This is a genomic window from Paenibacillus sp. MZ03-122A (assembly GCF_024213325.1).
GTDB lineage: Bacteria > Bacillota > Bacilli > Paenibacillales > Paenibacillaceae > Paenibacillus > Paenibacillus polymyxa_B.
The window spans coordinates 119139-141924 of record NZ_JANAVI010000011.1; the positions used below are offsets into that span (position 1 = coordinate 119139).

Below are 22786 nucleotides of genomic sequence, written 5' to 3' on the forward strand. Positions count from 1 at the left end.
ATCTGGGTGTTTTATACTAGTGAACTTGAGTCATCTGAGGCATACACAAGCGATAGATCGTTATGTACTATTTTTTATATTCAAGATTTTCTCTCACCATTAGAACTGGACCACATTACAGACTCATTTGAAATCAAACAGTCCCTTTTGGTTCGGACGCATTCTAAATTTAATAAAAGATTCCTTACTCGTAAATTGAAAATAAATATTTTCATCCATGAGGTGATTGAGTGTAAAACCAGGCGCTTTACCAAATGAATGAGCAGGATAAATTTGAATAGAGTCATCAATTTCTCGCTTTATTTTTTGAACGCTATTATATAATTCTACCGGATCTCCTCCATTTGGGTCACAAAAGCCACAACCTTCAATGAAAATTGTATCCCCAGTAAATAAGCGATCTGACAACAGGTAGCATACACTTCCCACGGTATGTCCGGGGGTCAAAAGACTTTTGATTTCCGTTTCACCAACCTGGATTGAATCCTTGTCTTTAATTGAATGTAAATTTCTACATCTAAAATTATAAAAATCGATTTCGTTTATTGACATGAATACTTGCGGGTTATATTTTTCCAGGAGTGGATTTACCAAATTAATATGATCCCAATGTGAGTGAGTTAATAGTATCGCTTTGAGATCGCCATTCAATTGTTGAAGATAGGATTCTACATTCAATAAATCCCATGATGGGTCAACAATAGCTATGTCTCTTGTTTTCTCATCCATTACGAAATATACATAGTTAATGAAATTCATAAAACAAACTCTTAACTGTTCCATATGATAAGTCAGATTCATATCAGCTTCACTGAACCACCTTCCCAATGATTAATTAAAAACAACAACATTCTGTTTGAAGGATTTATACCTCTTCATTTTTGGAGATAATTTACACTCAATTATAAAGCCCCCATTTCGTGGTACCTACGATTATAACCATTGATGCAATAGAAAGGCTCCGACTCTCTGTTACAAGATCGCTTAATCTTGCCAAAAAACATGAGTTTTCAATATACTGTACTGGCATACAGTTCTAAAATCCAGCATCCTCAAGGCTTTTGTGTGTTCGTATATGTTCTCATTTGGACTGTATTCTACACAAAATACTACAGTCTGTCCCCAATTTGTCCCCAACAAAAAGAGCAGGAGGGTTATCCCCTTCACTGCTCTTTTTGCCTTCTACAATGCAAAATCATTATCCGCCGACCACTAGGTTAGCGGGTAGTATCTTTTGCCGTATGTGTTGTCTTACCTCATGCCACTATCGTTTATTACACTGTAATCTAATTTCTATCCTCCAACGCATCCTGGAAAAAAGCTATTATGAACCGTGATAATTATTCCGAAATTAAAAAATGATACACGGTATACATTCTTAATGACTCTCTTGGTTCTGAATAAGCTTGAACTACTTTTTTATGAGTAGTAACTTTAGGCTTAGACTGTCTCCATCCGTTCCCGCTCCGCACTATGAATTAACAGGACATGGTTATGAAGAAAAATTCGTGATAATATCTATGTCATAGTAAGTAGATATGAATTAATTGTTTGGAGGGATAATTTTGACTAAAATTCACCAAAAGTTGACAGAGTTAATTGGAAACACTCCTTTGTTAGCACTGTTGAACTACAGCCAAATCCAAAATATTGAGGCAAACGTGGTAGCAAAGTTGGAATATTTTAATCCGGCTGGTAGCGTTAAGGACCGCATTGGATATGCTATGATTAAAGACGCTGAGGAGAAGGGCTTAATCAATAAAGACTCCGTTATTATCGAGCCGACAAGTGGAAATACTGGAATCGGACTTGCATTTGCAGCTGCGTCTCTTGGATATAAACTTATAATTACACTTCCTGAAACGTTTAGTATCGAACGTCGTAAGCTTTTGACTGCGTTCGGTGCTGAGCTTGTGTTAACATCGGGATCCGAGGGGATGAGAGGCGCTATCAAGCGTGCTGAGCTCTTGGCTGCCGAAATACCAAACTCTTTCATACCACAGCAATTTAGCAATCCTGCCAATCCAGAAATTCATCGCAAAACTACAGCGGAGGAAATCTGGCAGGATACAGACGGCGGTGTAGATATTTTTATCGCGGGAGTAGGTACAGGTGGAACTATTTCGGGCGTTGGCCAAGTATTGAAGGAACGAAAACCTTCTGTAAAAGTGATAGCCGTCGAACCGTTCGATTCACCAGTGCTGTCTGGCGGTACTCCAGGTTCACATCAACTACAAGGACTCGGTGCTGGTTTCATTCCAAATAACTTTAATGAGGAATATGTGGATGAGGTTTTCAAAGTTAAAAACGAAGATGCGTTTGAAACTGCACGCCTGCTTGCCCAAACAGAAGGGCTACTTGTTGGTATTTCTTCTGGGGCTGCGGTTTATGCAGCAACACAAATTGCGAAACTTCCAGAAAACAAAGGCAAGATGATCGTGGTCATATTACCTGATACAGGTGAGCGTTATTTGTCCACTCCGCTTTTCACAGACGTAGGATTATAAAACGCCGAAGGCAGGGATCCCCCTGCCTCTTTTGTTAATTTTCCTGCCACGATAAGCAAGAACCTATAGAATTATTTCATTAACTTAAATTGATGCTTTTCTTCGCTAGCGGTCCATTTTTCGCACAACGAATGGACCGCTAGCGAAGAAAAAGTTACCTTGGCCCAGCGCGATGTCGTTGTAGCTCATCAGGCTTTTTCTGTAAAAGTGAGCTTCTCCGTAATAGTCTTGTACCACTCTGTAAGCCTCTTTCTTTAACTTGATGCGGGTGTAACGCATCATCATCAGGAAGTCTTCGATTACGATATGAGGATCTGCTTTTTTAGTTAATCAGCTAAAACACTAGCGTCAAATGCTCCTAGAAAGACTTCGACTTGAAATGTCGTAGGTAAGGCGGTTGAAAATATTTCTTGTTTGTTGGATAACGTCAGTAGAATATTTACTCCCCTTAGATTTTTGCTAGATACTTGCTGAAATAATATCCTCCAACTTAATCCAGCTAAAATCATCCTCATCACGAAACAGTTTTACCTCCCTGCGAGCAGTATTTATAGACATGATTACACCTGTGAGTTCTTCGTCATCGAACGGGCTAAAAACCACTATCGATATAGGTTGACGTGTGTTGTAAGAGACTATGAGCGCCTGCTCAATTAGCTGCACTTCTTGATCATCCAGTCCATCCATGCTTATCACGCCGTCGGTGATCCTTCATAAGCTTCAGGCATGCTTCCTTATGTTCAGGGATGATTATCCGACTTCTTTCCCATAATCCACTGCCCTCAAGTTTCTTTCCCATGTATACAGCCTCCTGATGTGTTATGTAGAAATCATATTCCGAACATACGTTCTAGAAAGGCTTTTTGTATGCCGAATCCAAAACTTTTGTCCTAGAAAAATATTCCTAGGTCTGATAGACTATACGAAAATACAAAATCAGGGGGATAATATGAAAATTGTAACAGGTATATTGGTGGCTGCCGCGTTTCTAACGCTTGCAGCTTGCTCGCCTAAACAAACTGCCACAACAAATGACACTAAACCAGCTACTACGCCAACGAATACTGCCGCACCAGCAGCACCAGTGGAACAAAAGCAAGAAGATACGGTTACACCTATTAAAAAGGGCGAGACAGTTACAATACAAGATTTCGCTGATATAACAGTAACGGGAAATAAGATTTCGAAAAAAATCGAACCCTCTAAACCGGGAGACTTCCACACACTATACGAATCCAAAGAAACAGACTCCACCTTCTTTGCTCTAATCATTAAAGCCAAAAATCTTGGGGCAGAAGGTATTAAAGCGGATAAAATAGCGGAAGTAAACCTAAAATTTGATAACAAATATGATTATGATACATTCAGTACTATTGAGGAACGTGGTGGTGAAGACTTTACTTACACCAACATAACTAGCGTAGACCCACTTAAAACGGGAACACTGTACTATCTTTCAGAGATCCCCAATGAGGTGGCTAAAAGTGATAAGCCATTAAAAGCAGAGATAAAGATTCAGGATAAAGTTTACGAATATACGATCAGATAAAAAACAACCCCGAAGCAATCCGGGGGTTTAATATTCTGTGAAATACTTATTCGCATCGCTCATAGGTCTACTCTGTCCGCACTCCAGTCCTCTATTATGACAATATCTCGCAATTAGACTTATCAGCCCATAAATTTAGTTGTCCTTCTTTGACAGCAATCCAGCTCGTATGTCTGCTGTAAAGGAAATGGCGGAAAATACCGATACATACATTACAGATGAAAAAGCAAATACCGTAGCCGATGCGGATTTATTGGAGATTATATATGATCGTTACATCAGACATTTTTTGGAATTTACTTACTTGGATTTTTTCGCTTCTAATTGTTTATCCTTTCAAGGTATTAGTGCGATGGTTGGTAGGATTTTTAAAATTAAGTAATTCCAATACTTCTTTTATTACTTTTATTGTACTTACTTTGTCGTATCTTATATTTACTACAGTTAATTCACAAACAATAGTAGATATAATTAAAAGAGTTTTATTTACTACTCCTATTTTCGTAGTATATTTAGTAACCGATCTTCAAAAAAGTAATGAACATAGTAAATTTATAAAGTTTGTTTATCATCCTGCAGTACAAATAATTGTTTCCGTCCTTATGTTTATTGCTGTTCTAGCTTTCTACTCTCAACAATTACATGACATTTTCTATATAAAGTCATTGTTGATTGCTACAGTTTATATGTTTGTCATTCTTAGACGGAGAACTAAGAAAACAAGAAAAGTTAAAAATAACGAAAATAAGGGGACTTCATCATCTGTGTAAACAGATATGATAACATATGAATAGAGTAAAGCATTAATTAAAGTGATTCGAAACAAAGTTTTATTACAGCAGTTATATCATGGTATCGGGCTAAGAAGAGATAAAAATGTAAATCCCCACTGACCAATTAAAGGTTAGCGGGGATTTGCTTTTATTTAGAGTATTCACTTACTTCAAACGTTAGAATACGATCATACAGCATGTAGTCTTTACGGCTACTGAATGGGCCTTTATTATTGTCATGTTTATTGATTACATAGGATGCTGATCCAGAACCAGCCTGTTTGCCTTCGTACCATGCAATAAAGTCATTGACCTCTTTTATACTCAAATCAAATTCCTTCTCTAAGCCAGTTGTCATAGTAACTATCAGGATTGCGCGATTACCTGAAGGTTGCTCAGGATCAGTTTGACCGTCTCCTCCTCCTTCTGGAGTGGCAGATGCTTCATTGGAGTATTCAGAATCAACGCCATTAATCTTAGCACTCACAACAAAGTAATATTTTGTTCCGTTGGTCAGACCTGGAATGACGAAATTTCCATATGCGTCTTTTGAAGCTGTTGCCGTTTCGGTGTACTTGCCTGGTTCCGTCCCATATTTGACTGTATAGCTTTCCGCATCATTCACCAAATCCCAATTCAATTTAACCTGGCTATCTCCGCCCATAGCCTCTAAATTTATAGGAACGTTCTGGCCTATCAACCTTCCATCTTCATTAATGTCAATTGCATCGACATAAAATTCTTTGGCTTCCTTATTCGTTATAATTACATGGTGAACAGAATCAGTTAATCCTGTTTTCTCAAAGTTCAATGTTTGATATGATACTCCATCTCTATACATAGATATTTGTTCTTTGACGCCGTCTATGGAGACCTCTATGTTTTTAGATGCTCCAATGTAAAGAATTCCTATTAATCTCATCTTGTTTCCATAAAATTTAAACTCTACTGAATCTCCAATACCACTGGTAACTTTATGAGTACCACCATAATACGAGTTACTCGTCGAATAAGCTAACCAATTACCATTATATTTAATTGCTGTTGCTGTCTCATTATAACGTTTCCATCCTACTTCTGGTTCAGTAAGCCCTTGTCCGATAGACGCCGCATATAAATTCGAATTCAAAAATATGCCTGTTGTAAATAAAAAAAAAAAAACTCCGAATAAAACACCAATTTTTTTTATAAATTTCATATTCACAAAATTTCCCCCTAAGTAATCTGTTGAACAGATACTAAAGTAATATATTACTCAGAACTTGTCTAAACATAAAATTGAATATATAGACATTAATGTTTAGACATTCCTCTTTTATTTTTATATTCTGATAAAACAAATATCACAAAAGGGGAATATATATATGATAAAACTATCAACTCTGTTTTTATTATCTTTAATTCTTTTATTCGGTTTTAATCAAGGAGTTTATGCCGCAACAGTAGGTGATTCCCTTACCTCCCCAGAAGAAGGGTGGAATCGCTATGATGACACTGACTCCCATATTCAATATGAAGGCAATGGATGGTTTACATCTACAAACGGGACCTTTTATAATGGCTCTGAAACATTGACTAATGACAACAATGAAAAGTTCATTAAATTTAATTTCACAGGAACAAAAATAAGACTCATTACTACCGTATCTATTTGGAAAACTCAAAATTATACCCTGACACTTGATGGAGTCGAATATCCTTATACACAGTACAATAAAAAAAGTGCTTTTCAAGCTATTTCGTTTGAGAAAACGGGCTTGCCACAAGGAGAACACACATTAATAATTAAAACTAATGGTGCTATTGGAATGGATGCATTTGATATTGATGGGGTATTAAAAACTTATAACCCAGATACAAAAAATACATCTCCAGCACCTGATCCAGGAACTGAAACTAATCCTGATCAAGATACACCTAAAGATATAGGCCGAGCTATTTTAGTTATCACTATGGATACTGGTCTTGAAAAAGAGTTTGACCTGAGTATGAAAGAAGTTAACGATTTTATTGCCTGGTATGAGGCTAAACAAGCGGGTTCAGGTACGGCTTCCTATGCAATCAATAAACATAAGAATAACATAGGTCCTTTTAGCAGTCGCAATTACTATGTAATATTCAACAAAATACTCACGTTTGAGGTAAGCGAGTATTCAACTAAATAATAAACAACAAAGGACTCCATACTGGTTACATACCAACGGAGTCCTTTTTCACATCTACTCTAAATTCAAACTGACCAACGAAAAAATCTCTGCCGACCAATTAAGGTTAGCAGAGATTTTTAATTTTATTTAGAATATTCACTTACTTCAAATGTGAGGATACGATCATACAACATGTAATCCTTACGGCTGCTGAATGGACCTTTATTGTTATCGTGTTTATTGATGGCATATGAAGCCGATCCAGATCCAGCCTGCTTGCTTTCGTACCATGTGATAAAGTCATTGACTTCTTTCATGCTCAAATCGAATTCTTTCTCCAAACCTGTTGTCATGGTGACTACCAGAACTGCACGATCCCCGTTTGGAGTTGGTTCCTCTGTTCCTGGATTAGGAGTGGAACTCGATACTTTAGACACCATCTCTAATTCGCTAAGAGCTAGATACTGACTCCCATTGTTTGCTGTAATATTAATTCTATAATCCTTGTATGAATTAGAATTAGAGAAAGTAAATTTTTTGGGAGTACTATCTACCCATTCAGTGATATTGGACTGAGTGTCCAGCACGTTCCAAGTATCCCCATCATTCGAGCCTTCAAAAGTCCAACCTTTAGGAGCTCGGTCGGTTGCCGTTGTCTGTGGATATATAACGTATTGCTCAATAACTTCAGGTTTAGGGAAGTCATATCTTAACCATGCAGTATTTTCATTTGATCCCCAAGCACTAGAGATAGCAGCAAAATCCCCGTCAAAAGATCTATATGCGTATGAAAATTCGTTACTCGCACTTGCCACTCCAGATGGCAAATTATTAGATGTCAATTTTGGAATTAAATTTTCTGAATATTCTGTCTCGGCTGCAAAAGCATTCGATACGGGAAGAGATAAAAGAACTAAAAATAAAATTGTTATACATGCTTTTTTCATTAAGGTAATCCTCCAATATGTTTAATAGAACTAAGAATAATTTAATTGAGTAATTGTGTCTAAACATAAACTTGCTGATCTATAAATATAATCTAAATATTTGCATATTTATTTTTTATTGGATATAAAAAAGGACTCATACCAGCTATTATACTGGTTGAGTCTTCGCTTTTATTTCACGATAAATCTCACTTTTGTTCCATCAGCATACTTATCTAGTTGATGACTTATCCATGATCCTGCTCCCCGGTTATCACTAGGAGTTATGTATCGGATATCGACACCTACACCGCCTCCAGCCCACATTGCCATTGGCTAGGGAGCATCCTATCAAGGAGATTCAGCATCGATTGCGACATTCCACATCTCAAGTGACTTCAGACACCTATGCTCACGTCACCAAGAAGCTTAGTCGTAAAACAACAGCACACCTCGATGTCTTCGATCCAAAAGTTCGTCCCCAATCCGTCCCCAAGAGCGAAAAAGGCACTCGCTCCCTGTGATATGGAAGTCATGATTTCAATCACTAAAAAATAAAAAATCCCTTGATAATCAAGGGATTCAAGAGAAAAACCATAGTGCCGAGGACCGGGATCGAACCGGTACGGTAGTCACCTACCGCAGGATTTTAAGTCCTGTGCGTCTGCCAATTCCGCCACCCCGGCATAAATTTAGGAACGCTAATCTTTACACTTACTTGTCTTACAAGTATCTGAGAAACATGCATCTGATTAAGAAGTGTTCTCGTTATGTAAATGTCGTTCAATTGGGCACCAACATATAATACGATAATTTTATCGAATTGTAAAGTGTTTTTTAAAAAAAATAATAAATTTCTCTTTTTGTATAACTTGTGCACTTTTGAATTACACTAATAAACGTCTTTCCAAACTACCAGAAGGGGTGTTACGAATGCGTGAAGGTATGATTCCAGCTGTTCTTGGAACGGTAGTATCGGCTTCAGGCGCTGTGTTGCTGAGCAGTAAGTACAAACTTGCAGCTACAGGCATTCTCGGTTTCGGACTGGCTCATGTTGTTCTGGGAGCGATTGATCTGATTGAGCATCGCTAGTTGTTTGGGAAGTGCCGGGTGGGATTTAGTCCCTCCCGGTTTTATTTTTATCAACGTTTAGTCTGGAGCACAAGCGTTTATGTAAAGTATAGAAGCTGAATGTACCTAATAAAAGGAGCTGTGATGTGCTATGAGAGATAATAACTCTGAAAAAAATCGTACTGACGATCAAATCGAACATAAACAATCCCTCGACAAGCGCGAGCCAGGATTTAATCGCATTCCTGACACCGATGCAGATACACCTGCTGCTACCGATATGATTGATGAAGCCATAGGTCGCGGGATAGACAAGTTACGTAACGATTTCACAAAATAAAGCATGGGTAATAGGACACGGGTTTGTGAGCAACCCTTAATTTTATTTGTTTTGATATGTACAGTGATTTCGTAAAATCACTTAAAGATCAGCATAATCCAGCCAATGATCGAGATCCACAGCACGATGCTGATTAAGAGTCCACACATGATACCAAAAGAGAAATTACCTTCATTCTTCGGCATAGTACTGCCAAATTTCAATCTAAGCTTCATTTGATTCCAGTTCATAGAACCCCCTCCTTAAGTTCTATTTCGGAATATGAAGCTTATTTTTTTAGACCTATAGTCATGTTTTCGAAAATAAAAAAGGGTTTTTCGTCCTATCACCCTGATCGCGGAAACAGGATTACAGCTATACCGACCAAACAAATCAATCCACCAATGAAATCGTACAAGTCGGGTGTCTTTTTATCAATCCACCAGCCCCATGCGATGGAAAGAACAATAAAGACACCTCCGTATGCTGCATATACACGCCCAAAGGAGGAAAAAACCTGAAAGGTAGCGATGATTCCATACACAGCCAAAATTACTCCGCCGCAAAGTCCGACATACCATGTCTTCCCTTCCCGCAGCCACTGCCAAATCAAATATCCTCCTCCAATTTCAGCGATGCCAGCCAATATAAAAAGTAAAGCTGCCTTTAACACCATTTCACATCCCTAATTCTTCAAATTCTTTTCGTTTTTTTGGATATCTCAATTAGAGCACTCGAGCTAAAATGATAATCAATGCAATCACGCCAACTAGAATCAGCAGGTTGCTGACCTGACGCCATAAGCTAGGCGCTCCCTCGGAGTGAAGCTTCCGCTGATTGGCATCAAAGTTCGCTTTGGCTCCTTCAGCATCTGCTGATCTAGAGAATGGTCTGTTTTCTTCATTCATAAGAGTACCTCCTTTTCAATCTACTTTAATCTTACCAAACTTTTCCGTCGATTTCGCGGTGCTTTTATGCATATACTTACCACATATTTCTGATTGCATCTTCATATATGTGAAGTGCATATCCATATGTCAATATTTCGCTGAATATAAAGTATGATGTCGAATCAAGGTAGAGTGGGTATTTAGACGTCTTTCATTGCAGGACGGTAGTTATGGTATAATTTAGTCAACATGTTCAAGATCGTAACCAGCGCTCAACTGTTTATTCCAATTGCAATTAAATTTACATCCAATAATCCACATCCCGGTTACAACCTGCATATTCTGTTTGTAAACCCAGGAGGAGGATACCTATGTCCCCAATCTTTATAGCAAGTTTAATGATAATGGGCATATTTTTATTTCAGGCAGCCATCGTTTTCGGCATCATACATTGGATTTCAAAATGCACCCAACGTCCAGCACAAACCAAAATGTATCTTGCAATGGGTTTGCTCGTTGTAATTTTAGGCTTCCTTATATGGGACAACTGGATACACTCACAGGAATTCAATGGATGGGCCACGATTAGTCTGCTGGTGATTATTATTAGCGCCTATATACAGCTTAGAAAGCAAAAAGAAAAATACTAATCCCATTACCATGCATCAAAGGAGGAGCGCCATGAAATCTCACTCAACACGCTTTTGGTTACAGAGGGTGCTACTACTAATGCTTGTTTTATTCTTCAGCGGCTCTCAGCAATCATTCATTGTTGCCGATGCCGCCCCGCCAATTAATGTTCAGGCCTCTACCAAAGCTAAGCAATTACTCGCCTACCTATCTAATGTACCGGATGATATGCTAATTTCCGGGCAGCATGATTACTTAGAGGCACCGGATGAACAAAATAACAAGCTACAACAAATCAGCGGACAATACGCAGGACTTCACGGCTATGAGTTTGGAGGATTAGCTAATCAGTCCCGTACGGCCCTACAAGAGCAACGTCAGCATGTTGTGAATAGTGCTATCCAATGGAGTCAGGACGGCGGAATCGTAGCTATTACCTTCCATCAGGCGCTACCGGGCACACCCAAAACGTGGAAAAATGTACAAGCAAAAATAACTCAAGCTGAATTTAATCGTTACATCACACCGGGTACCCCGCAATATAAACAACTGATCGCCGATCTGGATGAGGTGGCTCTGTCCCTTAAGACTTTACGAGACGCGGATGTACCTGTTTTATGGAGACCCTATCATGAGATGAACGGCAACTGGTTTTGGTGGGGGAACAAGCAAAATTACGCTAAGTTGTGGAATCTAATGTATGATCGGTTCACTCATGTCCATCATCTGAATAACCTGTTGTGGGTGTGGAGTCCCAATGCCCCAAACGCATATAGCACTTCCTATAATCTGTCCTTCCCAGGTATTAACCGGGTAGATATTCTTGCAGCTGATATCTATAATAATGATTATAAATCCTCCTACTACACTGAATTACTAAAGCTTGCGCAGGGCAAGCCTATGGGAATCGGAGAAAGTGATATTCTGCCGAGTGCGAAGGTGCTGCAAAACCAGCCAGCCTGGGCCTATGCCATGACATGGGGAAAGGAGCTGTCTGCAACCAATTCACAAGCAGCAATCAGACATTTTATGAACCAAAATAATATCATCACACGAGACCTTCTTCATGAGTCCCTCCGCTGAAAGAAAAAAGCTTCCACTTCGCTCTAAGAGCAAAGTGGAAGCTTTTTTTATACTAAATCTAAATAAAGCTCTCTAACTATTTCTGATAACCTCTTCTAGATCAATATCGGCATACGCCTCTTCACCAAGATGTACGGATACAATGGTGTAGATCCGCTTGGACAGTCTAGACATCAGCCGATCACCCGGTGCTACAGAATATTCTTCCCGATAATCTCCAATTTTGTGAAAACCGCTGGACATATGGATGTACAAGTTACCCCTACGTGTTCTACCATGCACCAACATCAAATCTCCTCCTGCTGTGTAACCAACCTAATTTCCCTGTTACATGTATATCGGTTAGAACAAGATAGGATATAAGTCCCTGGTACCCTTCTTTTGTTTCACAAGTTAGTGCACGTAAACGAAACGGGTCTGCCAGTGATGTGACAGACCCGTTTTTGTAAACCCATTTTCGTGATTTAGGAAGAAACTATTCTTGATAGGATTCTGCTATTGCATTCGCTGCAATGATTGCATTGTACACGTCAGCAGGACTAACCGGGAACGGCATGTTGACCATTGTATCATTCGATGCACAAGCAGCTTCAGCCACTTGGCGCCATTCAGCCTCAACAAATTCCTCTACACCCAAGTCACGAAGCGTCAACGGAAGGCCTACATCCTTCACCAGTTTAATCACGGTTTCCAGTTCCTCTTTCGGTGCATTTTCCAGCACTAGCTGGGTTAACAAACCGAATGTAACTTTCTCACCATGCTGTGCTTTATGGAGCGAAGGAACAGCCGTCATGCCATTATGAATGGCATGTGCTGCTGCCAATCCACCTGATTCTGCACCAACACCGCTCAGATAAATAGTAGCTTCAATCGTATCCTCAACCGCACGAGTATATACTTTACGATCCACAGCACGTTTGGCCTTCACAGCATTTTCCAGCAACGTATCATAACAAAGACGAGCAAGTCCCAGTCCTGTAGTGGAAGGCTTGTTCAGAACCAGGTTATCTCCATTGGCCTGATAGCAGGCACGAGCTTCAAAATAAGTGGCCAGTGCATCACCGATTCCAGCTGCAAAGAAACGTGCAGGCGCTGCTGCCAGGATGCCTGTATCCGCCAGTACAACGTCTGGATTAGTAGGCAGGAACAGATATTCATCAAAAGAGCCATCTTTTTTGTATATAACCGCAAGCGCGGTACAAGGAGCATCTGTAGAAGCAATCGTTGGGAAAATAACAACAGGCAGCTTTTCATAATAAGCCGTTGCCTTGGCGGTATCCAATGTTTTTCCCCCGCCAATCCCTATGATAATGTTCGAACCATGTTTACGCACCAATTCGCGGTTACGATCAATCTCTTCTTTTGTACATTCATATTGAAATTTCTCGAAGACCACCTGGTTACCAGCTGCTTCAATCGAAGCACCTGCCTCCTTTTGGGCCCTTTCAAGTATGAACTCATCACAAATGACAAAGGCTTTATCGCCATAATCCTTAATATAGTCATTTAACGACGAGAGTAGATTTTGTCCAGAAATAAATTTCTTGGGTGAAGTAACGGACCTTACAACGTTTGCCATGTAAATTCCTCCTCAGCTTTGACTCATACTCAAATTAATAATGATTTGGGCATGTGACCCCTTAACTATAAACCTCTTTTCACGTTATTAAAAGGCTTATTATGGAATATTATATGAACAAATTGTGTATCTATTATATTTGAACAGTCGAGCTCCATTCAGAATACAGGATACCCATCATGATACGATCATAACTGTTACCATCACGAAGAACAGCGGAACGAACTCTACCCTCAAGCTGGAACCCCGCCTTCTCATAAGTTCGGATCGCTTGTGTATTGTACTCAATCACATCCAAGCCGACCCGATTCAAATTGAGCTCATAAAACGCATAACGAAGAATGAGCCGTACCGCTTCTGCCCCAAAGCCCTTGCCGCGGTAGTCCGTATTACCTATACCTATTGCCAGCTGTCCGCTGCGATTATTCCACTCAATCCCGTGGATAGCAACAAATCCGATCAAGACATCATCTGCCAATGTTCTTAATCGAAAATAGACCTCGTTAGAGCGGGGAGATCCTTCTGACTCCATCTGTTTCAACGTGTAGGGGAGCGCCAAATCCGTATCTACATTTCGCAGATACTTCGCATCCTCACCCCATTTGAACATCACTTCGGCATCTTCTTCCCTGACTGCGGCCAGTTTTATTCGTTCCCCGTAAAACAAATTTTCGATCTTAATGACTCTTCAGCTCCTATTATGAATTGTGTGCCCTGTTTTCCGTTATAATTGTCATGCTATCCGATGTCCGCAATATAAGCTCTCCCTTTTAATTCAATGTTTAAATTTTACAAAACAATCAAACATAACACAACCAAATCATTACAATTGTCGTTGTGTGACACACAAAAAAGACCTTACAGCTGCAAGGTCTTCGCATAACTAATATTTAAACAACATAGCAACCAGCTGGTATCCAGCTCCAATCGTCCAGAACAGCACATAATCACCGCGCCGGATACGATCCGATTCAATACCTTCATATAGCGCAATGAACGGGCTACTGGTACCTGTGTAACCATATCGATCACCCACATAAATCATTTGGGCATCCTCTAGCTCCAAGTGATCCTGAATCTTCAATACATTTGCTAACGAGAACTGAGACAGACAATAAGCCCGTACATCCTGAGGCGTCAACCCATTCTTTTTTAAAATGCGTTCAAGCAGATCAAATGTAGGAGGTAAGGCCATATTGGCGTCGAACGGAAGCCACTGAATATATTTTCCGGGGGCGTTCCTTTGGAGTGTTGCCGCTAACCCCTGAGCCGGGTACAAAATTTTATCTATATTGACTGGGTCCGTAAAATACATTGAATCTATAAAACCGGTGTCTTCTTCTGTACGCTCCAAAATAGCCGCACATGCAGCATCTCCATAGTTCGCATAAGTAATCTCATCCTCCGGACCGGAAATGAGTGAATTATAATCTGAACCGATAATAAGGGCTGCCCGCACGTCAGGATTAGATAGCATCGACCGACTGGCTTGGTCGACAGCGACTGTCATCCCTGCACAATTCGCGTTGGAATCCATCACGGCCACATCATGTCTCGCCCCAATCGCCTGGTGAACAAATAAGGCATTCATCGGAAACAGTGACTCAGGAACTTGAGTGGAGAACACGATCATATCCACATCACGGCCTGTCATACCGGCTTGTTCCAGAGCTTTTTGCGCAGCTGCAATTCCCATTGTTAGGCCGTTTTCGTTCGGATCATCAATGATATAACGCTGTTTTCTACCCATATGCTCCATGAAGCGTCGAATATCTTTGCCCCGCTCGTCAAAATGGCGAACATAATATTCGTTATCCAACGAATGGGGCGGATGGTACACACCCAGTGCTTTTATTTTGATATGGCTCATCAGGTTTCCCCCTTACACATACGTCAGCGCATTATTGTACGACAATATCTACGTTGTTTAATCCTGCTTCACGTGCTACTCGACCAAGCTGCATTTTAATAATGGTTTGTTGAAGACTGATGCCAAAGATTACTTTGGCAAATCCAGTTTCTTTGTAACGTACAAATGAGCCCTTCAATTTTTCCACTTCTCCCGGACCCAAAAGTGCCATCTGGGTACAATCTACCTTGAGTGTAAAGCTTGACGCCTGAATGGATGAAGTTTTGGCTACATAATCTTTTACAAAGCTATCATACTCCTCCTGGCTAAAAACTCCATTCACCGCCATATGTACCGTTTTCATGGCTTGATCGACTTCGATAGTGTAAGGATGTTGACTCATTTAGAAAGACTCCTTTGATTTCATTTTTTTGTCTATTAAGAGTATCGGAATAATAGGTAGAATTTTTAATATTAAATCAGATAAATTGCCACTAAAATATTACAAATTTGTGAATATAAAAAACCGTCACTGCTCCTAGAAGAAGCAACTGACGGCTGGAAATTTGCGTATTCTCATTTGCAATTAATTCGTAAACGTATGGCGACCGAGTGAGATGACAGCCGGGCGACTTTTACTCCATTTGGCTGTGGCAATGGCCGGGTTGTAATAAAACAAGGACCCATTGGTTGGATCAGCACCATTAAGTGCCTGTCTGGCTGCACGGTATGCCGTCTTGTTTGGTTTCAGGCGGTATTGACCATCCTGTACAGCGGTGAATTGGCCAGGCTGCAAAATAACGTCCGGGATCGAGCTTGGAAACTCGCCGGACTGCACACGGTTTAATACGACAGCGCCAACAGCCACTTGACCTTCAAACGATTCTCCGCGCGCCTCAGAATAAATGATACGAGCCAGTTGATCCAGCGCGGTTACGCGCACCTCTCCGAAGGATTTCAGCTTGGCTTGTGTTGCCGCTCCGGCTACTCCATCAGGTGCCAGACCATTATCTCGTTGAAAACGAGCCACCGCTTTACTGGTCAGAGAACCATAGTACCCAGTAAACCCAGCCTTGAAATAACCGAGCGAATGAAGCTGCTGTTGAAGCTCCAGCACCCGTTCGCTTTGAATCCCTTTCTTCAAAGCTGACGTTTGTGCTTGTGCTTGTCCTGGTGCGACTGACAATACAGTACCTAACATACATGCGCAGGACAGGATTAAAATAGATAATTTTTTCATATTCCAGACAACCTCCTCTTTCATGTTCTGTCCGGTGCAACCATTCCGGCCTGTACAACTCAGGGACGTTTATCCGATGATGTTTCTTATGACATAACTTATGCCTAGCTGCAGAAATGACGCGTGGCTACATACGGAATGGGACAATCAAGCTTTCACACGTCCGTTGCAGTATACCACAAGCCGCATTTACGTATCATCCGGCTCTGGTCCTAAGACTACCCAAGCAAATAAAACGCCATCCCTAAAGGGATGACGTGTATTAAAAGCAATGAATCATGTACTGACCACACTTGAATACGTGACTTTTTTCGCTATTTTTCGCTTCAACTTTCCCGGGATCGGAGCCTGATTTCTACTAATTCAAATCATATTTGCGCGCACACATATATAGGCGTATGCATAGGGTAGCGTACGATCATCAAATCTTGATTAACAGAAAGGCTGGAAACGACGCGTGAATTCATATATGGATTACACCTCTCCTACTGTACAATTCACCTATGATTTAAGCGACAATGTTTTGTTTCAGAAGGATGCTCAAAATTCGATCAACGAGCTGTCGATCCAGCAGCTGAATACATTAGCAAATGTATCGCTGCTGGATATTCGCCTCAGCACTGCTAATGTTGTGGAGCCTCACTATCACCAAAATGCCACAGAACTGGTCTACTGCATCTCTGGAGCAGTAACCGTGTCACTGATTAACCCCTTTACCCGTGAGTTACGACATTTTCCGATCACACCTGGCCAAGTGGCTAACGTCCCTCAAGGATGGTGGCATTATCTGGTCGCCACGATGGATAACACTCATTTGTTGACGATTTTTGATGCCCCGACCCCTGAATTCATACTGGGATCTGACATTTTGCGCCTAACGCCAAATAACATTCTGGCTCATACTTACTGCCTGGATGAGAATAAGGTTCAGGAAGCGCTCGCCCCTATTAAAAAACCTGTCATCATCGGTCCTCCCAATGACTGCAAGCAGCAGCCCCCCCGAAAACCAGGGATACATGTAAGGCTTGCTGATGCTTCATCACACCCTCAGGTCGTCCCCCAAAGAGATTACGCCTATACTAACGGATATCCCGGCTTCTCTTTTAATCCCTATCAAGAATAGGCTAACTCTAGTCAGGTCTTAAGTTGAAGGGAATACCTTTTCCCTGTATGTTCGCCGTTACCATAAGACCGTCCCTCTCATAAAATGCCAATGTATAAGAGGGGGTGATGGAATGGACGCTTACTACAACTGTTTGAACTGCATGAATAAAAAGGTGCGTATTCTCACCATTGACGGAAAACAGTACGAAGGAACCATTATGGATGTGGATCGTAATAATGTGTACTTAAAAACAGAACGGAACGGACGTGTACAAACGTCTGCCTTTTATCCTGGCTACGGGTATGGGAATCAAATCTTAACTTTGAGCCTGTTCACCCTGCTGGCGATTGCGTTAATTTAATCCTGATCCATTGTCCGTTCCTGTCTATAGATGCCAATGTAACTCAAATGACAGCTGCCCAGCCCGGCACAGTTTGTGTAGGGCTTGTACGCTGTTATTTGAGGTGTTTTACATACGTTCCATCCTCTAATACACTTAACCCCCCATCGGTTATATACCAATGGGGGGTTAAGCTACTCAGTTCATTTTAAACCCATAAAGACTTCGTAATGATAACGAGCAGAATGAACAGTACCAGAATAGCTCCTGTCGATGTCCATACTCCTGGGTAGCCCCCTACTGAACCGCCACCACAACCTCTTTCACATTCACTCATGGTCATTGCCTCCTTCAATTCAAGGTACAACATAGCTTATGTATTGAGCTTTCCTACGGACCGGGCTTTTCGGCAATGTTATGAATGTTTTTGCTGATGGGCATTAGCCTACACCTTTCCTAGGCAGGAGCATAGGATAACACAACTAATCTTGAAGGAGTGAAGCAATTGAATTCAAATCAAATGCTCAATTACAACGTTAATCAACCTTTCCCCCACCATCCTACCTCTCACCACGTCGTGGTGCACCCTGTAGATCCGTACGTCGTAGAAACATTAAAATCGGTGATCGGCAAGTACGTTGTACTTGAGACCACACGTGGCAGAATTGATGGATGTGTAGTGGATTGTAAGCCTGATCATGTCATTTTAGATGTATACGGAAAAAAATTCTTTGTTCGAATCAGCGAAATCGTATGGATCATGCCCAACTAAACAAATTAGACATTAAAAATCCTCGCAGATCCTATTCCGGATTCGCGAGGATTGATTATAACGTTGATTATGCTAATCAAGCTCTCCTGCCAGTGAAGCCCGGAGTTCATCTATCGTTCCGTTGTATTCATCCAAATCGACTTGGCCTTGAATACCCGGAACACTGCCTGTGCTACTGTACTGCCAAGCCCACCAGCTATTCCAAGCTGGGACTGCGGTCGGCTTTTGCGTAGTGCTGTATCGGGCTACCCACAGCTTATACATAGAAAATGTAGGATCAAACTTGGAAGCAAAGACATTGCCCGTGTATACGATCGGCTGACGCCCGGTAAGCCTCTCCATTTCATCCAAAAAAGCATGCGCCACTTCACTAATTTGTGCAGGAGTAAGACCTTTGGGGTTATTTTCATAATCCATCACAGGGGGTAAATCCAGCCTGCCTCCTGCTGAATCTATAGCCCTGGCAAAATTAGCTGCTTCCTGACGAGCTCCATCCGCAGTAGTAGCGTTCAAAAAGTGGTAAGCGCCAACCAGGATGTTAGCATCTCTGGCACCCTGCACATTTACTAAAAATTGATTATCTTGATATTTTGTGCCCTCTGTAGCTTTAATAAAAGCAAATGTCTTGCCTGCCGCCGCCACTTGCTGCCAATCAATATTGCCATTATAGTGTGAGACGTCAATCCCTTGCGCGTGTCCATCGGAAGAAATCTCAGGTACAACAGGTATGGTAGGTATAACGTTCTCGGTAGTTGATGGCTCCTCTGTTTGCTGATCCAACGCTATAACCACCTTACCATCATCCGCATTGAGTACATGAAAGGGTGTACTCTGATTAAGATCGACCACGATGCGTACCGAGGCTGGGTTTGTACTAAACATGGAGTATCTTACTTGGGAAACATCTGGATCTTCTGTGACTGAAAACCTTCCTTGTCCACCATTGTTAAATGATTGCGAGGATGGAAATTCCTCAGCAAACTTTGTATCCGGTATATCTACAACAATACGGTCTGCATGAGTCAACGTGGTTACTTTGGGGGTTACTTTTCCATTAACAGTTATAGTTAATTGGTGATTAGCGAAGCTAATTTGGTTTATAGCCGTGCGCGCACTCTCTTTAGGATTACTTACAGCTGGAGTAGTAGGATGATCATGAGTGGACTCGCTATTGCCGCTTGAAGTAGGAGGAGTCGTCAGGAACACGGTTTTAAGCTCGTTGTTCCAGGTCACATTCATTCCTGTCTGCTCCGATACAAAGCGAAGCGGAACATAAGTCGTCCCCTCTTTAAGCAAAGGAGCTACAGCCAATCCCATTTGATGATCATTGACAGAGGCTATGGGATTGTTGACCTGAAGACTGAGGTTAAGATTTTGCTTATGTATAGTTATGGTCCCTGTCTTCGACTCCCAATTCACGCTATAACCCAATTCCTCTACAATGAGACGGAGTGGAACCAGTACATTCCCCTTTACTTCTTGAATCTGAACACCTTTGCCAACACTTATATCTTTACCATCCAACTGAAGATGTGAACTCGAAGATGCAGCATGACTTTCTCTTGGAAATGCTAGTAGAAACAGAAACAAAAAAGCAAATAAACAAATTTTCTTCATTATGTAACCTACCAATCTCTATATTTTCGCTTATGAAATTCTTGCACTCTATGATTCTCAGGACCTCTATTTTGATAGACGCGAATCATATGGTAAAAGTTACGATTGATTCAGTACATATTTCAGTCTTATCATACAAAAGTACTAAAAAGCTCTGCCAGCTATACAGCAAGCAGAGCTTTTTTCAGTTTTATTAATCTAGTTTACTAGCAATCTTATCACCAAACGAATACTTCATGTTCACACTGTTAAAAATGTTAACCCTATAAGAATGATCGAGGTAACAGATAGTACCAGTAAGGGAAGCATTGCTTTCTCCCGCAAAGCCTTAAAGCTCACATTCAGCCCCATACCTACCATAGCCATCGTTAACATAAAGGTGGTAACTTGAGAAATTTCGTTCGTCAGACTAGATGAAACTACAATATATTTCCCAAAAACATAGCTACCCACAATACTTGTAGCCATAAAGCCGATGAGGAACCAGGGAAACTCCACTTTAGCGTCTGTACGAATTTTTCCAGTTCGTTTCATCCAAACCATTAAAACAAAGCTGAGCGGTATGAGTAAGAAAACACGCCCCAGTTTGGCTAATAAACCCATTGCAAGAGCATCCTGTCCGGCAGGCGCTGCAGCTAAGGCCACATGTGCAATTTCATGTAAACTGATGCCCGACCAGATTCCATATTGCATATCCGTCAAAGGAAGCCAGGGACGAAGCACAGTAAACAAAATGGCAAATACCGTTCCAACCAAGGCAATGAGTCCTACTCCTATGGCTGTATCCTCATCTTTGGATTTTAACAAGGGAGAAACCGCTGCAATCGCTGCTGCACCGCAAACTCCTGTTCCAATACCAAGAAGAAGCGAAAGCGAAGCATCTGCCTTAAAACGTTTTGCCAGCCAAACCGTAAAAAAGATGGAAAATACAACGGTGCCCACATCACGCAAAAGTAAACCCAACCCATGATGAATGACAACATCCATGTTCAGCTTCAGCCCAAATAACACAATCGCTCCACGTAGTATTTTCTTTGCTGAAAACTCAACCCCCGAGCGCACAGCTTCAGGGTATCCCCACAACTGTCGGTACAGAATAGCGAGAAACATAGCACCGGCCAATGGACCTACATAATGAAAACCTGGCAATTCGTTCAGGCCGTAGCCTGCCAAAGCAAATAACATCGTGAAGATAATGCCAAATATACGCTGGAATAATCGCCCTCTGTTCGAAAATAATTTGGTGTGTTGTGTATGACTGTTCATGGTGAACCCCTCCAATTCTACATGCATCCAGCTTAATATGTTTTTTGTCATAAGAAAAATAAATCATTATAATAATGATAATAAGTAAATAGATATGACGTATTTGGAGGAATGGGCTTTGGACCAATCTTTAATCGTATTTGTTAGGGTCGCGGAGAAACAAAACTTCACACGAGCTGCCGAGGTGTTACACATGACCCAACCAGCGGTAAGTCAATATATTCAAACGCTGGAACGTAGCGTAGGGACCCGCCTCCTGGAGCGTAGTAATAAATATGTGCGCTTAACCAAAGCAGGTGAAATTGTGTATCATCATGCTCAGGAGATTATCCGTCTCCATACACGGATGCAATATTTGGTGGACGAGCTGATACATACGGCAAAAGGAAACCTGTCGATTGGCGCAAGCTACACATATGGCGAATATGTGCTGCCGCACGTGATTGCGCAAATGAGAATCCAGTATCCACTCATTCAGCCCTCGATTACCATCGGCAACACTCAGGAAATTGAAAAACTCATGATCCATAATCAACTGGATGTAGGCATTATCGAAGGAGAATTTCAGCATGACCATTTACACATTGAATCATTTGCTGATGATCGAATGTATATCGTCGTTCCGCAAAATCATCGTTTGGCGGGTAAATCTCAAGTGGATTTAAGTGAGCTGCAAGAGGACATCTGGATTCTGAGGGAAGAAGGTTCTGGAACCCGGGAAGCGGCTGAAAAGATGTTTGCACGGCTTCGGTTCTCCCCTTCTCATATGATGAATTTTGGCAGTACACAGATCATCAAAGAGTCTGTAGAAGCAGGCTTGGGGATTTCTTTGCTGTCCCAATGGGTCATTCAGAAGGAACTTGCTCTGGGCACATTAAAAGTACTGGATATTCATAATCTTCCGGTCATTCGAAAATTCTCCTTCCTAACTCCTTCTTCGACATTTGAAACGAAAGCAAGCACCGCTTTTTTGGAGATTTTGCGAAGTTATAATGTGAAAAGGTAAAGTGCAGAAACCATGAAAAAAAGCACCCATTAAGGTGCTTTGGGACTGACCCCCGTTTGTGAGACAGGGATCAAAACACCTTTCAAGTTTAAGCAGCCAGTCGCCTGTAATCTACCG

General features: G+C 41.2%; 26 protein-coding genes, 1 tRNA gene and 2 pseudogenes. 11 read left to right on the top strand and 18 right to left on the bottom strand.

What is annotated here, in order from left to right; translation table 11 throughout:
• Positions 1 to 123: 123 nt before the first annotated feature.
• Positions 124 to 759 carry an MBL fold metallo-hydrolase gene (locus tag NLX74_RS20465; protein WP_254329811.1) on the bottom strand — a complete coding sequence of 212 codons (636 nt, stop codon included), beginning with the start codon at positions 757 to 759 and terminating at the stop codon, positions 124 to 126.
• 806 nt (positions 760 to 1565) lie between these two features.
• Between NLX74_RS20465 and cysK the strand changes: the two genes are divergently transcribed.
• Positions 1566 to 2507 (top strand): cysteine synthase A, encoded by a 942-nt coding sequence (cysK, locus tag NLX74_RS20470; protein ID WP_254329812.1) that lies wholly within the window; start codon positions 1566 to 1568, stop codon positions 2505 to 2507.
• 459 nt (positions 2508 to 2966) lie between these two features.
• Here cysK and NLX74_RS20475 read toward each other — a convergent pair.
• Positions 2967 to 3306, bottom strand: a pseudogene (locus NLX74_RS20475) (YolD-like family protein).
• A gap of 150 nt (positions 3307 to 3456) precedes the next feature.
• On the opposite strand from NLX74_RS20475, the gene NLX74_RS20480 reads away from it, so the two are divergent.
• Positions 3457 to 4056 (top strand): YgdI/YgdR family lipoprotein, encoded by a 600-nt coding sequence (locus NLX74_RS20480; protein ID WP_254329813.1) that lies wholly within the window; start codon positions 3457 to 3459, stop codon positions 4054 to 4056.
• A 921-nt stretch (positions 4057 to 4977) separates the two neighbouring features.
• On the opposite strand, the gene NLX74_RS20485 is transcribed toward NLX74_RS20480, so the two are convergent.
• On the bottom strand, positions 4978 to 6033 hold the full coding sequence (locus tag NLX74_RS20485) for a fibronectin type III domain-containing protein (protein WP_254329814.1): 1056 nt from the start codon (positions 6031 to 6033) through the stop codon (positions 4978 to 4980).
• A gap of 160 nt (positions 6034 to 6193) precedes the next feature.
• Here NLX74_RS20485 and NLX74_RS20490 point away from each other — a divergent pair, with 160 nt between their 5' ends.
• Positions 6194 to 6994 (top strand): bacterial surface protein, encoded by an 801-nt coding sequence (locus NLX74_RS20490; RefSeq protein WP_254329815.1) that lies wholly within the window; start codon positions 6194 to 6196, stop codon positions 6992 to 6994.
• Between the two features lie 125 nt (positions 6995 to 7119).
• On the opposite strand, the gene NLX74_RS20495 is transcribed toward NLX74_RS20490, so the two are convergent.
• From NLX74_RS20495 to NLX74_RS20505, 3 genes and pseudogenes are all read right to left on the bottom strand, one after another.
• The gene (locus NLX74_RS20495) at positions 7120 to 7923 is read right to left on the bottom strand and encodes a discoidin domain-containing protein (RefSeq protein ID WP_254329816.1); all 804 of its coding nucleotides are present in this window, start codon (positions 7921 to 7923) and stop codon (positions 7120 to 7122) included.
• Between the two features lie 171 nt (positions 7924 to 8094).
• Positions 8095 to 8238, bottom strand: a pseudogene (locus tag NLX74_RS20500) (NucA/NucB deoxyribonuclease domain-containing protein); the annotation flags it as partial.
• 264 nt (positions 8239 to 8502) lie between these two features.
• Positions 8503 to 8588, bottom strand: a tRNA-Leu gene (locus NLX74_RS20505).
• 247 nt (positions 8589 to 8835) lie between these two features.
• Here NLX74_RS20505 and NLX74_RS20510 point away from each other — a divergent pair.
• Positions 8836 to 8994: a hypothetical protein gene (locus NLX74_RS20510; RefSeq protein ID WP_013311032.1), complete on the top strand. Its 159-nt coding sequence runs from the start codon at positions 8836 to 8838 to the stop codon at positions 8992 to 8994.
• 130 nt (positions 8995 to 9124) lie between these two features.
• Entirely contained in the window at positions 9125 to 9313 is a 189-nt protein-coding gene (locus NLX74_RS20515) for a hypothetical protein (RefSeq protein WP_023989396.1), read from the top strand.
• A gap of 77 nt (positions 9314 to 9390) precedes the next feature.
• On the opposite strand, the gene NLX74_RS20520 is transcribed toward NLX74_RS20515, so the two are convergent.
• The 3 genes from NLX74_RS20520 to NLX74_RS20530 all read right to left on the bottom strand — a co-directional run bounded on the left by NLX74_RS20520 (position 9391) and on the right by NLX74_RS20530 (position 10200).
• Positions 9391 to 9543: a hypothetical protein gene (locus NLX74_RS20520; RefSeq protein ID WP_165149143.1), complete on the bottom strand. Its 153-nt coding sequence runs from the start codon at positions 9541 to 9543 to the stop codon at positions 9391 to 9393.
• A gap of 95 nt (positions 9544 to 9638) precedes the next feature.
• The gene (locus NLX74_RS20525) at positions 9639 to 9965 is read right to left on the bottom strand and encodes a YnfA family protein (RefSeq protein ID WP_023989398.1); all 327 of its coding nucleotides are present in this window, start codon (positions 9963 to 9965) and stop codon (positions 9639 to 9641) included.
• Positions 9966 to 10017: 52 nt separating this feature from the next.
• The gene (locus tag NLX74_RS20530) at positions 10018 to 10200 is read right to left on the bottom strand and encodes a hypothetical protein (RefSeq protein WP_254329817.1); all 183 of its coding nucleotides are present in this window, start codon (positions 10198 to 10200) and stop codon (positions 10018 to 10020) included.
• A gap of 353 nt (positions 10201 to 10553) precedes the next feature.
• On the opposite strand from NLX74_RS20530, the gene NLX74_RS20535 reads away from it, so the two are divergent.
• Positions 10554 to 10832 (top strand): hypothetical protein, encoded by a 279-nt coding sequence (locus tag NLX74_RS20535; RefSeq protein ID WP_254329818.1) that lies wholly within the window; start codon positions 10554 to 10556, stop codon positions 10830 to 10832.
• A gap of 31 nt (positions 10833 to 10863) precedes the next feature.
• Positions 10864 to 11895 carry a glycosyl hydrolase gene (locus tag NLX74_RS20540; protein ID WP_254329819.1) on the top strand — a complete coding sequence of 344 codons (1032 nt, stop codon included), beginning with the start codon at positions 10864 to 10866 and terminating at the stop codon, positions 11893 to 11895.
• Between the two features lie 72 nt (positions 11896 to 11967).
• Here NLX74_RS20540 and NLX74_RS20545 read toward each other — a convergent pair whose 3' ends face one another.
• The 6 genes from NLX74_RS20545 to NLX74_RS20570 form a co-directional block, all read right to left on the bottom strand.
• Positions 11968 to 12183: a hypothetical protein gene (locus tag NLX74_RS20545; RefSeq protein ID WP_165178361.1), complete on the bottom strand. Its 216-nt coding sequence runs from the start codon at positions 12181 to 12183 to the stop codon at positions 11968 to 11970.
• Positions 12184 to 12370: 187 nt separating this feature from the next.
• Positions 12371 to 13474 carry a glycerol dehydrogenase gene (locus NLX74_RS20550; protein ID WP_023989402.1) on the bottom strand — a complete coding sequence of 368 codons (1104 nt, stop codon included), beginning with the start codon at positions 13472 to 13474 and terminating at the stop codon, positions 12371 to 12373.
• 133 nt (positions 13475 to 13607) lie between these two features.
• Entirely contained in the window at positions 13608 to 14141 is a 534-nt protein-coding gene (locus NLX74_RS20555) for a GNAT family N-acetyltransferase (protein WP_061828477.1), read from the bottom strand.
• Positions 14142 to 14357: 216 nt separating this feature from the next.
• Complete coding sequence (locus tag NLX74_RS20560) at positions 14358 to 15344, bottom strand: ketoacyl-ACP synthase III (RefSeq protein WP_254329820.1); 987 nt, start codon at positions 15342 to 15344, stop codon at positions 14358 to 14360.
• 31 nt (positions 15345 to 15375) lie between these two features.
• A complete protein-coding gene (locus NLX74_RS20565; protein WP_029517714.1) occupies positions 15376 to 15726 on the bottom strand; it encodes a hypothetical protein in 351 nt (116 codons plus the stop codon).
• A 183-nt stretch (positions 15727 to 15909) separates the two neighbouring features.
• Positions 15910 to 16563 (bottom strand): cell wall hydrolase, encoded by a 654-nt coding sequence (locus NLX74_RS20570; RefSeq protein WP_235309430.1) that lies wholly within the window; start codon positions 16561 to 16563, stop codon positions 15910 to 15912.
• Positions 16564 to 17020: 457 nt separating this feature from the next.
• On the opposite strand from NLX74_RS20570, the gene NLX74_RS20575 reads away from it, so the two are divergent.
• Both NLX74_RS20575 and NLX74_RS20580 read left to right on the top strand, forming a co-directional pair.
• The gene (locus NLX74_RS20575; protein WP_235309428.1) at positions 17021 to 17686 is read left to right on the top strand and encodes a cupin domain-containing protein; all 666 of its coding nucleotides are present in this window, start codon (positions 17021 to 17023) and stop codon (positions 17684 to 17686) included.
• Between the two features lie 112 nt (positions 17687 to 17798).
• A complete protein-coding gene (locus tag NLX74_RS20580; protein WP_025719727.1) occupies positions 17799 to 18029 on the top strand; it encodes an LSm family protein in 231 nt (76 codons plus the stop codon).
• 187 nt (positions 18030 to 18216) lie between these two features.
• Here the strand turns inward: NLX74_RS20580 and NLX74_RS25720 are convergent, their stop codons facing one another.
• Positions 18217 to 18345 (bottom strand): hypothetical protein, encoded by a 129-nt coding sequence (locus tag NLX74_RS25720; protein WP_013371969.1) that lies wholly within the window; start codon positions 18343 to 18345, stop codon positions 18217 to 18219.
• Between the two features lie 168 nt (positions 18346 to 18513).
• Between NLX74_RS25720 and NLX74_RS20585 the strand changes: the two genes are divergently transcribed.
• Positions 18514 to 18780: a DUF2642 domain-containing protein gene (locus NLX74_RS20585; protein ID WP_025719729.1), complete on the top strand. Its 267-nt coding sequence runs from the start codon at positions 18514 to 18516 to the stop codon at positions 18778 to 18780.
• A 72-nt stretch (positions 18781 to 18852) separates the two neighbouring features.
• Here the strand turns inward: NLX74_RS20585 and NLX74_RS20590 are convergent, their stop codons facing one another.
• Complete coding sequence (locus NLX74_RS20590; protein ID WP_254329821.1) at positions 18853 to 20397, bottom strand: GH25 family lysozyme; 1545 nt, start codon at positions 20395 to 20397, stop codon at positions 18853 to 18855.
• 240 nt (positions 20398 to 20637) lie between these two features.
• Positions 20638 to 21663: a YeiH family protein gene (locus tag NLX74_RS20595; RefSeq protein ID WP_235309422.1), complete on the bottom strand. Its 1026-nt coding sequence runs from the start codon at positions 21661 to 21663 to the stop codon at positions 20638 to 20640.
• A gap of 118 nt (positions 21664 to 21781) precedes the next feature.
• Here NLX74_RS20595 and NLX74_RS20600 point away from each other — a divergent pair, with 118 nt between their 5' ends.
• Positions 21782 to 22669, top strand: coding sequence for a LysR family transcriptional regulator (locus NLX74_RS20600; protein ID WP_235309420.1), 888 nt, complete (start codon positions 21782 to 21784; stop codon positions 22667 to 22669).
• Positions 22670 to 22786 lie beyond the last annotated feature (117 nt).

Coding starts and splice junctions, on each gene's coding strand:
- NLX74_RS20465 (WP_254329811.1), bottom strand. CDS start 759: ATGAATTTCATTAACTATGTATATTTCGTAATGGATGAGAAAACAAGA.
- NLX74_RS20480 (WP_254329813.1), top strand. CDS start 3,457: ATGAAAATTGTAACAGGTATATTGGTGGCTGCCGCGTTTCTAACGCTT.
- NLX74_RS20490 (WP_254329815.1), top strand. CDS start 6,194: ATGATAAAACTATCAACTCTGTTTTTATTATCTTTAATTCTTTTATTC.
- NLX74_RS20495 (WP_254329816.1), bottom strand. CDS start 7,923: ATGAAAAAAGCATGTATAACAATTTTATTTTTAGTTCTTTTATCTCTT.
- NLX74_RS20510 (WP_013311032.1), top strand. CDS start 8,836: ATGCGTGAAGGTATGATTCCAGCTGTTCTTGGAACGGTAGTATCGGCT.
- NLX74_RS20515 (WP_023989396.1), top strand. CDS start 9,125: ATGAGAGATAATAACTCTGAAAAAAATCGTACTGACGATCAAATCGAA.
- NLX74_RS20520 (WP_165149143.1), bottom strand. CDS start 9,543: ATGAACTGGAATCAAATGAAGCTTAGATTGAAATTTGGCAGTACTATG.
- NLX74_RS20530 (WP_254329817.1), bottom strand. CDS start 10,200: ATGAATGAAGAAAACAGACCATTCTCTAGATCAGCAGATGCTGAAGGA.
- NLX74_RS20535 (WP_254329818.1), top strand. CDS start 10,554: ATGTCCCCAATCTTTATAGCAAGTTTAATGATAATGGGCATATTTTTA.
- NLX74_RS20540 (WP_254329819.1), top strand. CDS start 10,864: ATGAAATCTCACTCAACACGCTTTTGGTTACAGAGGGTGCTACTACTA.
- NLX74_RS20545 (WP_165178361.1), bottom strand. CDS start 12,183: ATGTTGGTGCATGGTAGAACACGTAGGGGTAACTTGTACATCCATATG.
- NLX74_RS20550 (WP_023989402.1), bottom strand. CDS start 13,474: ATGGCAAACGTTGTAAGGTCCGTTACTTCACCCAAGAAATTTATTTCT.
- NLX74_RS20560 (WP_254329820.1), bottom strand. CDS start 15,344: ATGAGCCATATCAAAATAAAAGCACTGGGTGTGTACCATCCGCCCCAT.
- NLX74_RS20565 (WP_029517714.1), bottom strand. CDS start 15,726: ATGAGTCAACATCCTTACACTATCGAAGTCGATCAAGCCATGAAAACG.
- NLX74_RS20570 (WP_235309430.1), bottom strand. CDS start 16,563: ATGAAAAAATTATCTATTTTAATCCTGTCCTGCGCATGTATGTTAGGT.
- NLX74_RS20580 (WP_025719727.1), top strand. CDS start 17,799: ATGGACGCTTACTACAACTGTTTGAACTGCATGAATAAAAAGGTGCGT.
- NLX74_RS25720 (WP_013371969.1), bottom strand. CDS start 18,345: ATGAGTGAATGTGAAAGAGGTTGTGGTGGCGGTTCAGTAGGGGGCTAC.
- NLX74_RS20590 (WP_254329821.1), bottom strand. CDS start 20,397: ATGAAGAAAATTTGTTTATTTGCTTTTTTGTTTCTGTTTCTACTAGCA.
- NLX74_RS20595 (WP_235309422.1), bottom strand. CDS start 21,663: ATGAACAGTCATACACAACACACCAAATTATTTTCGAACAGAGGGCGA.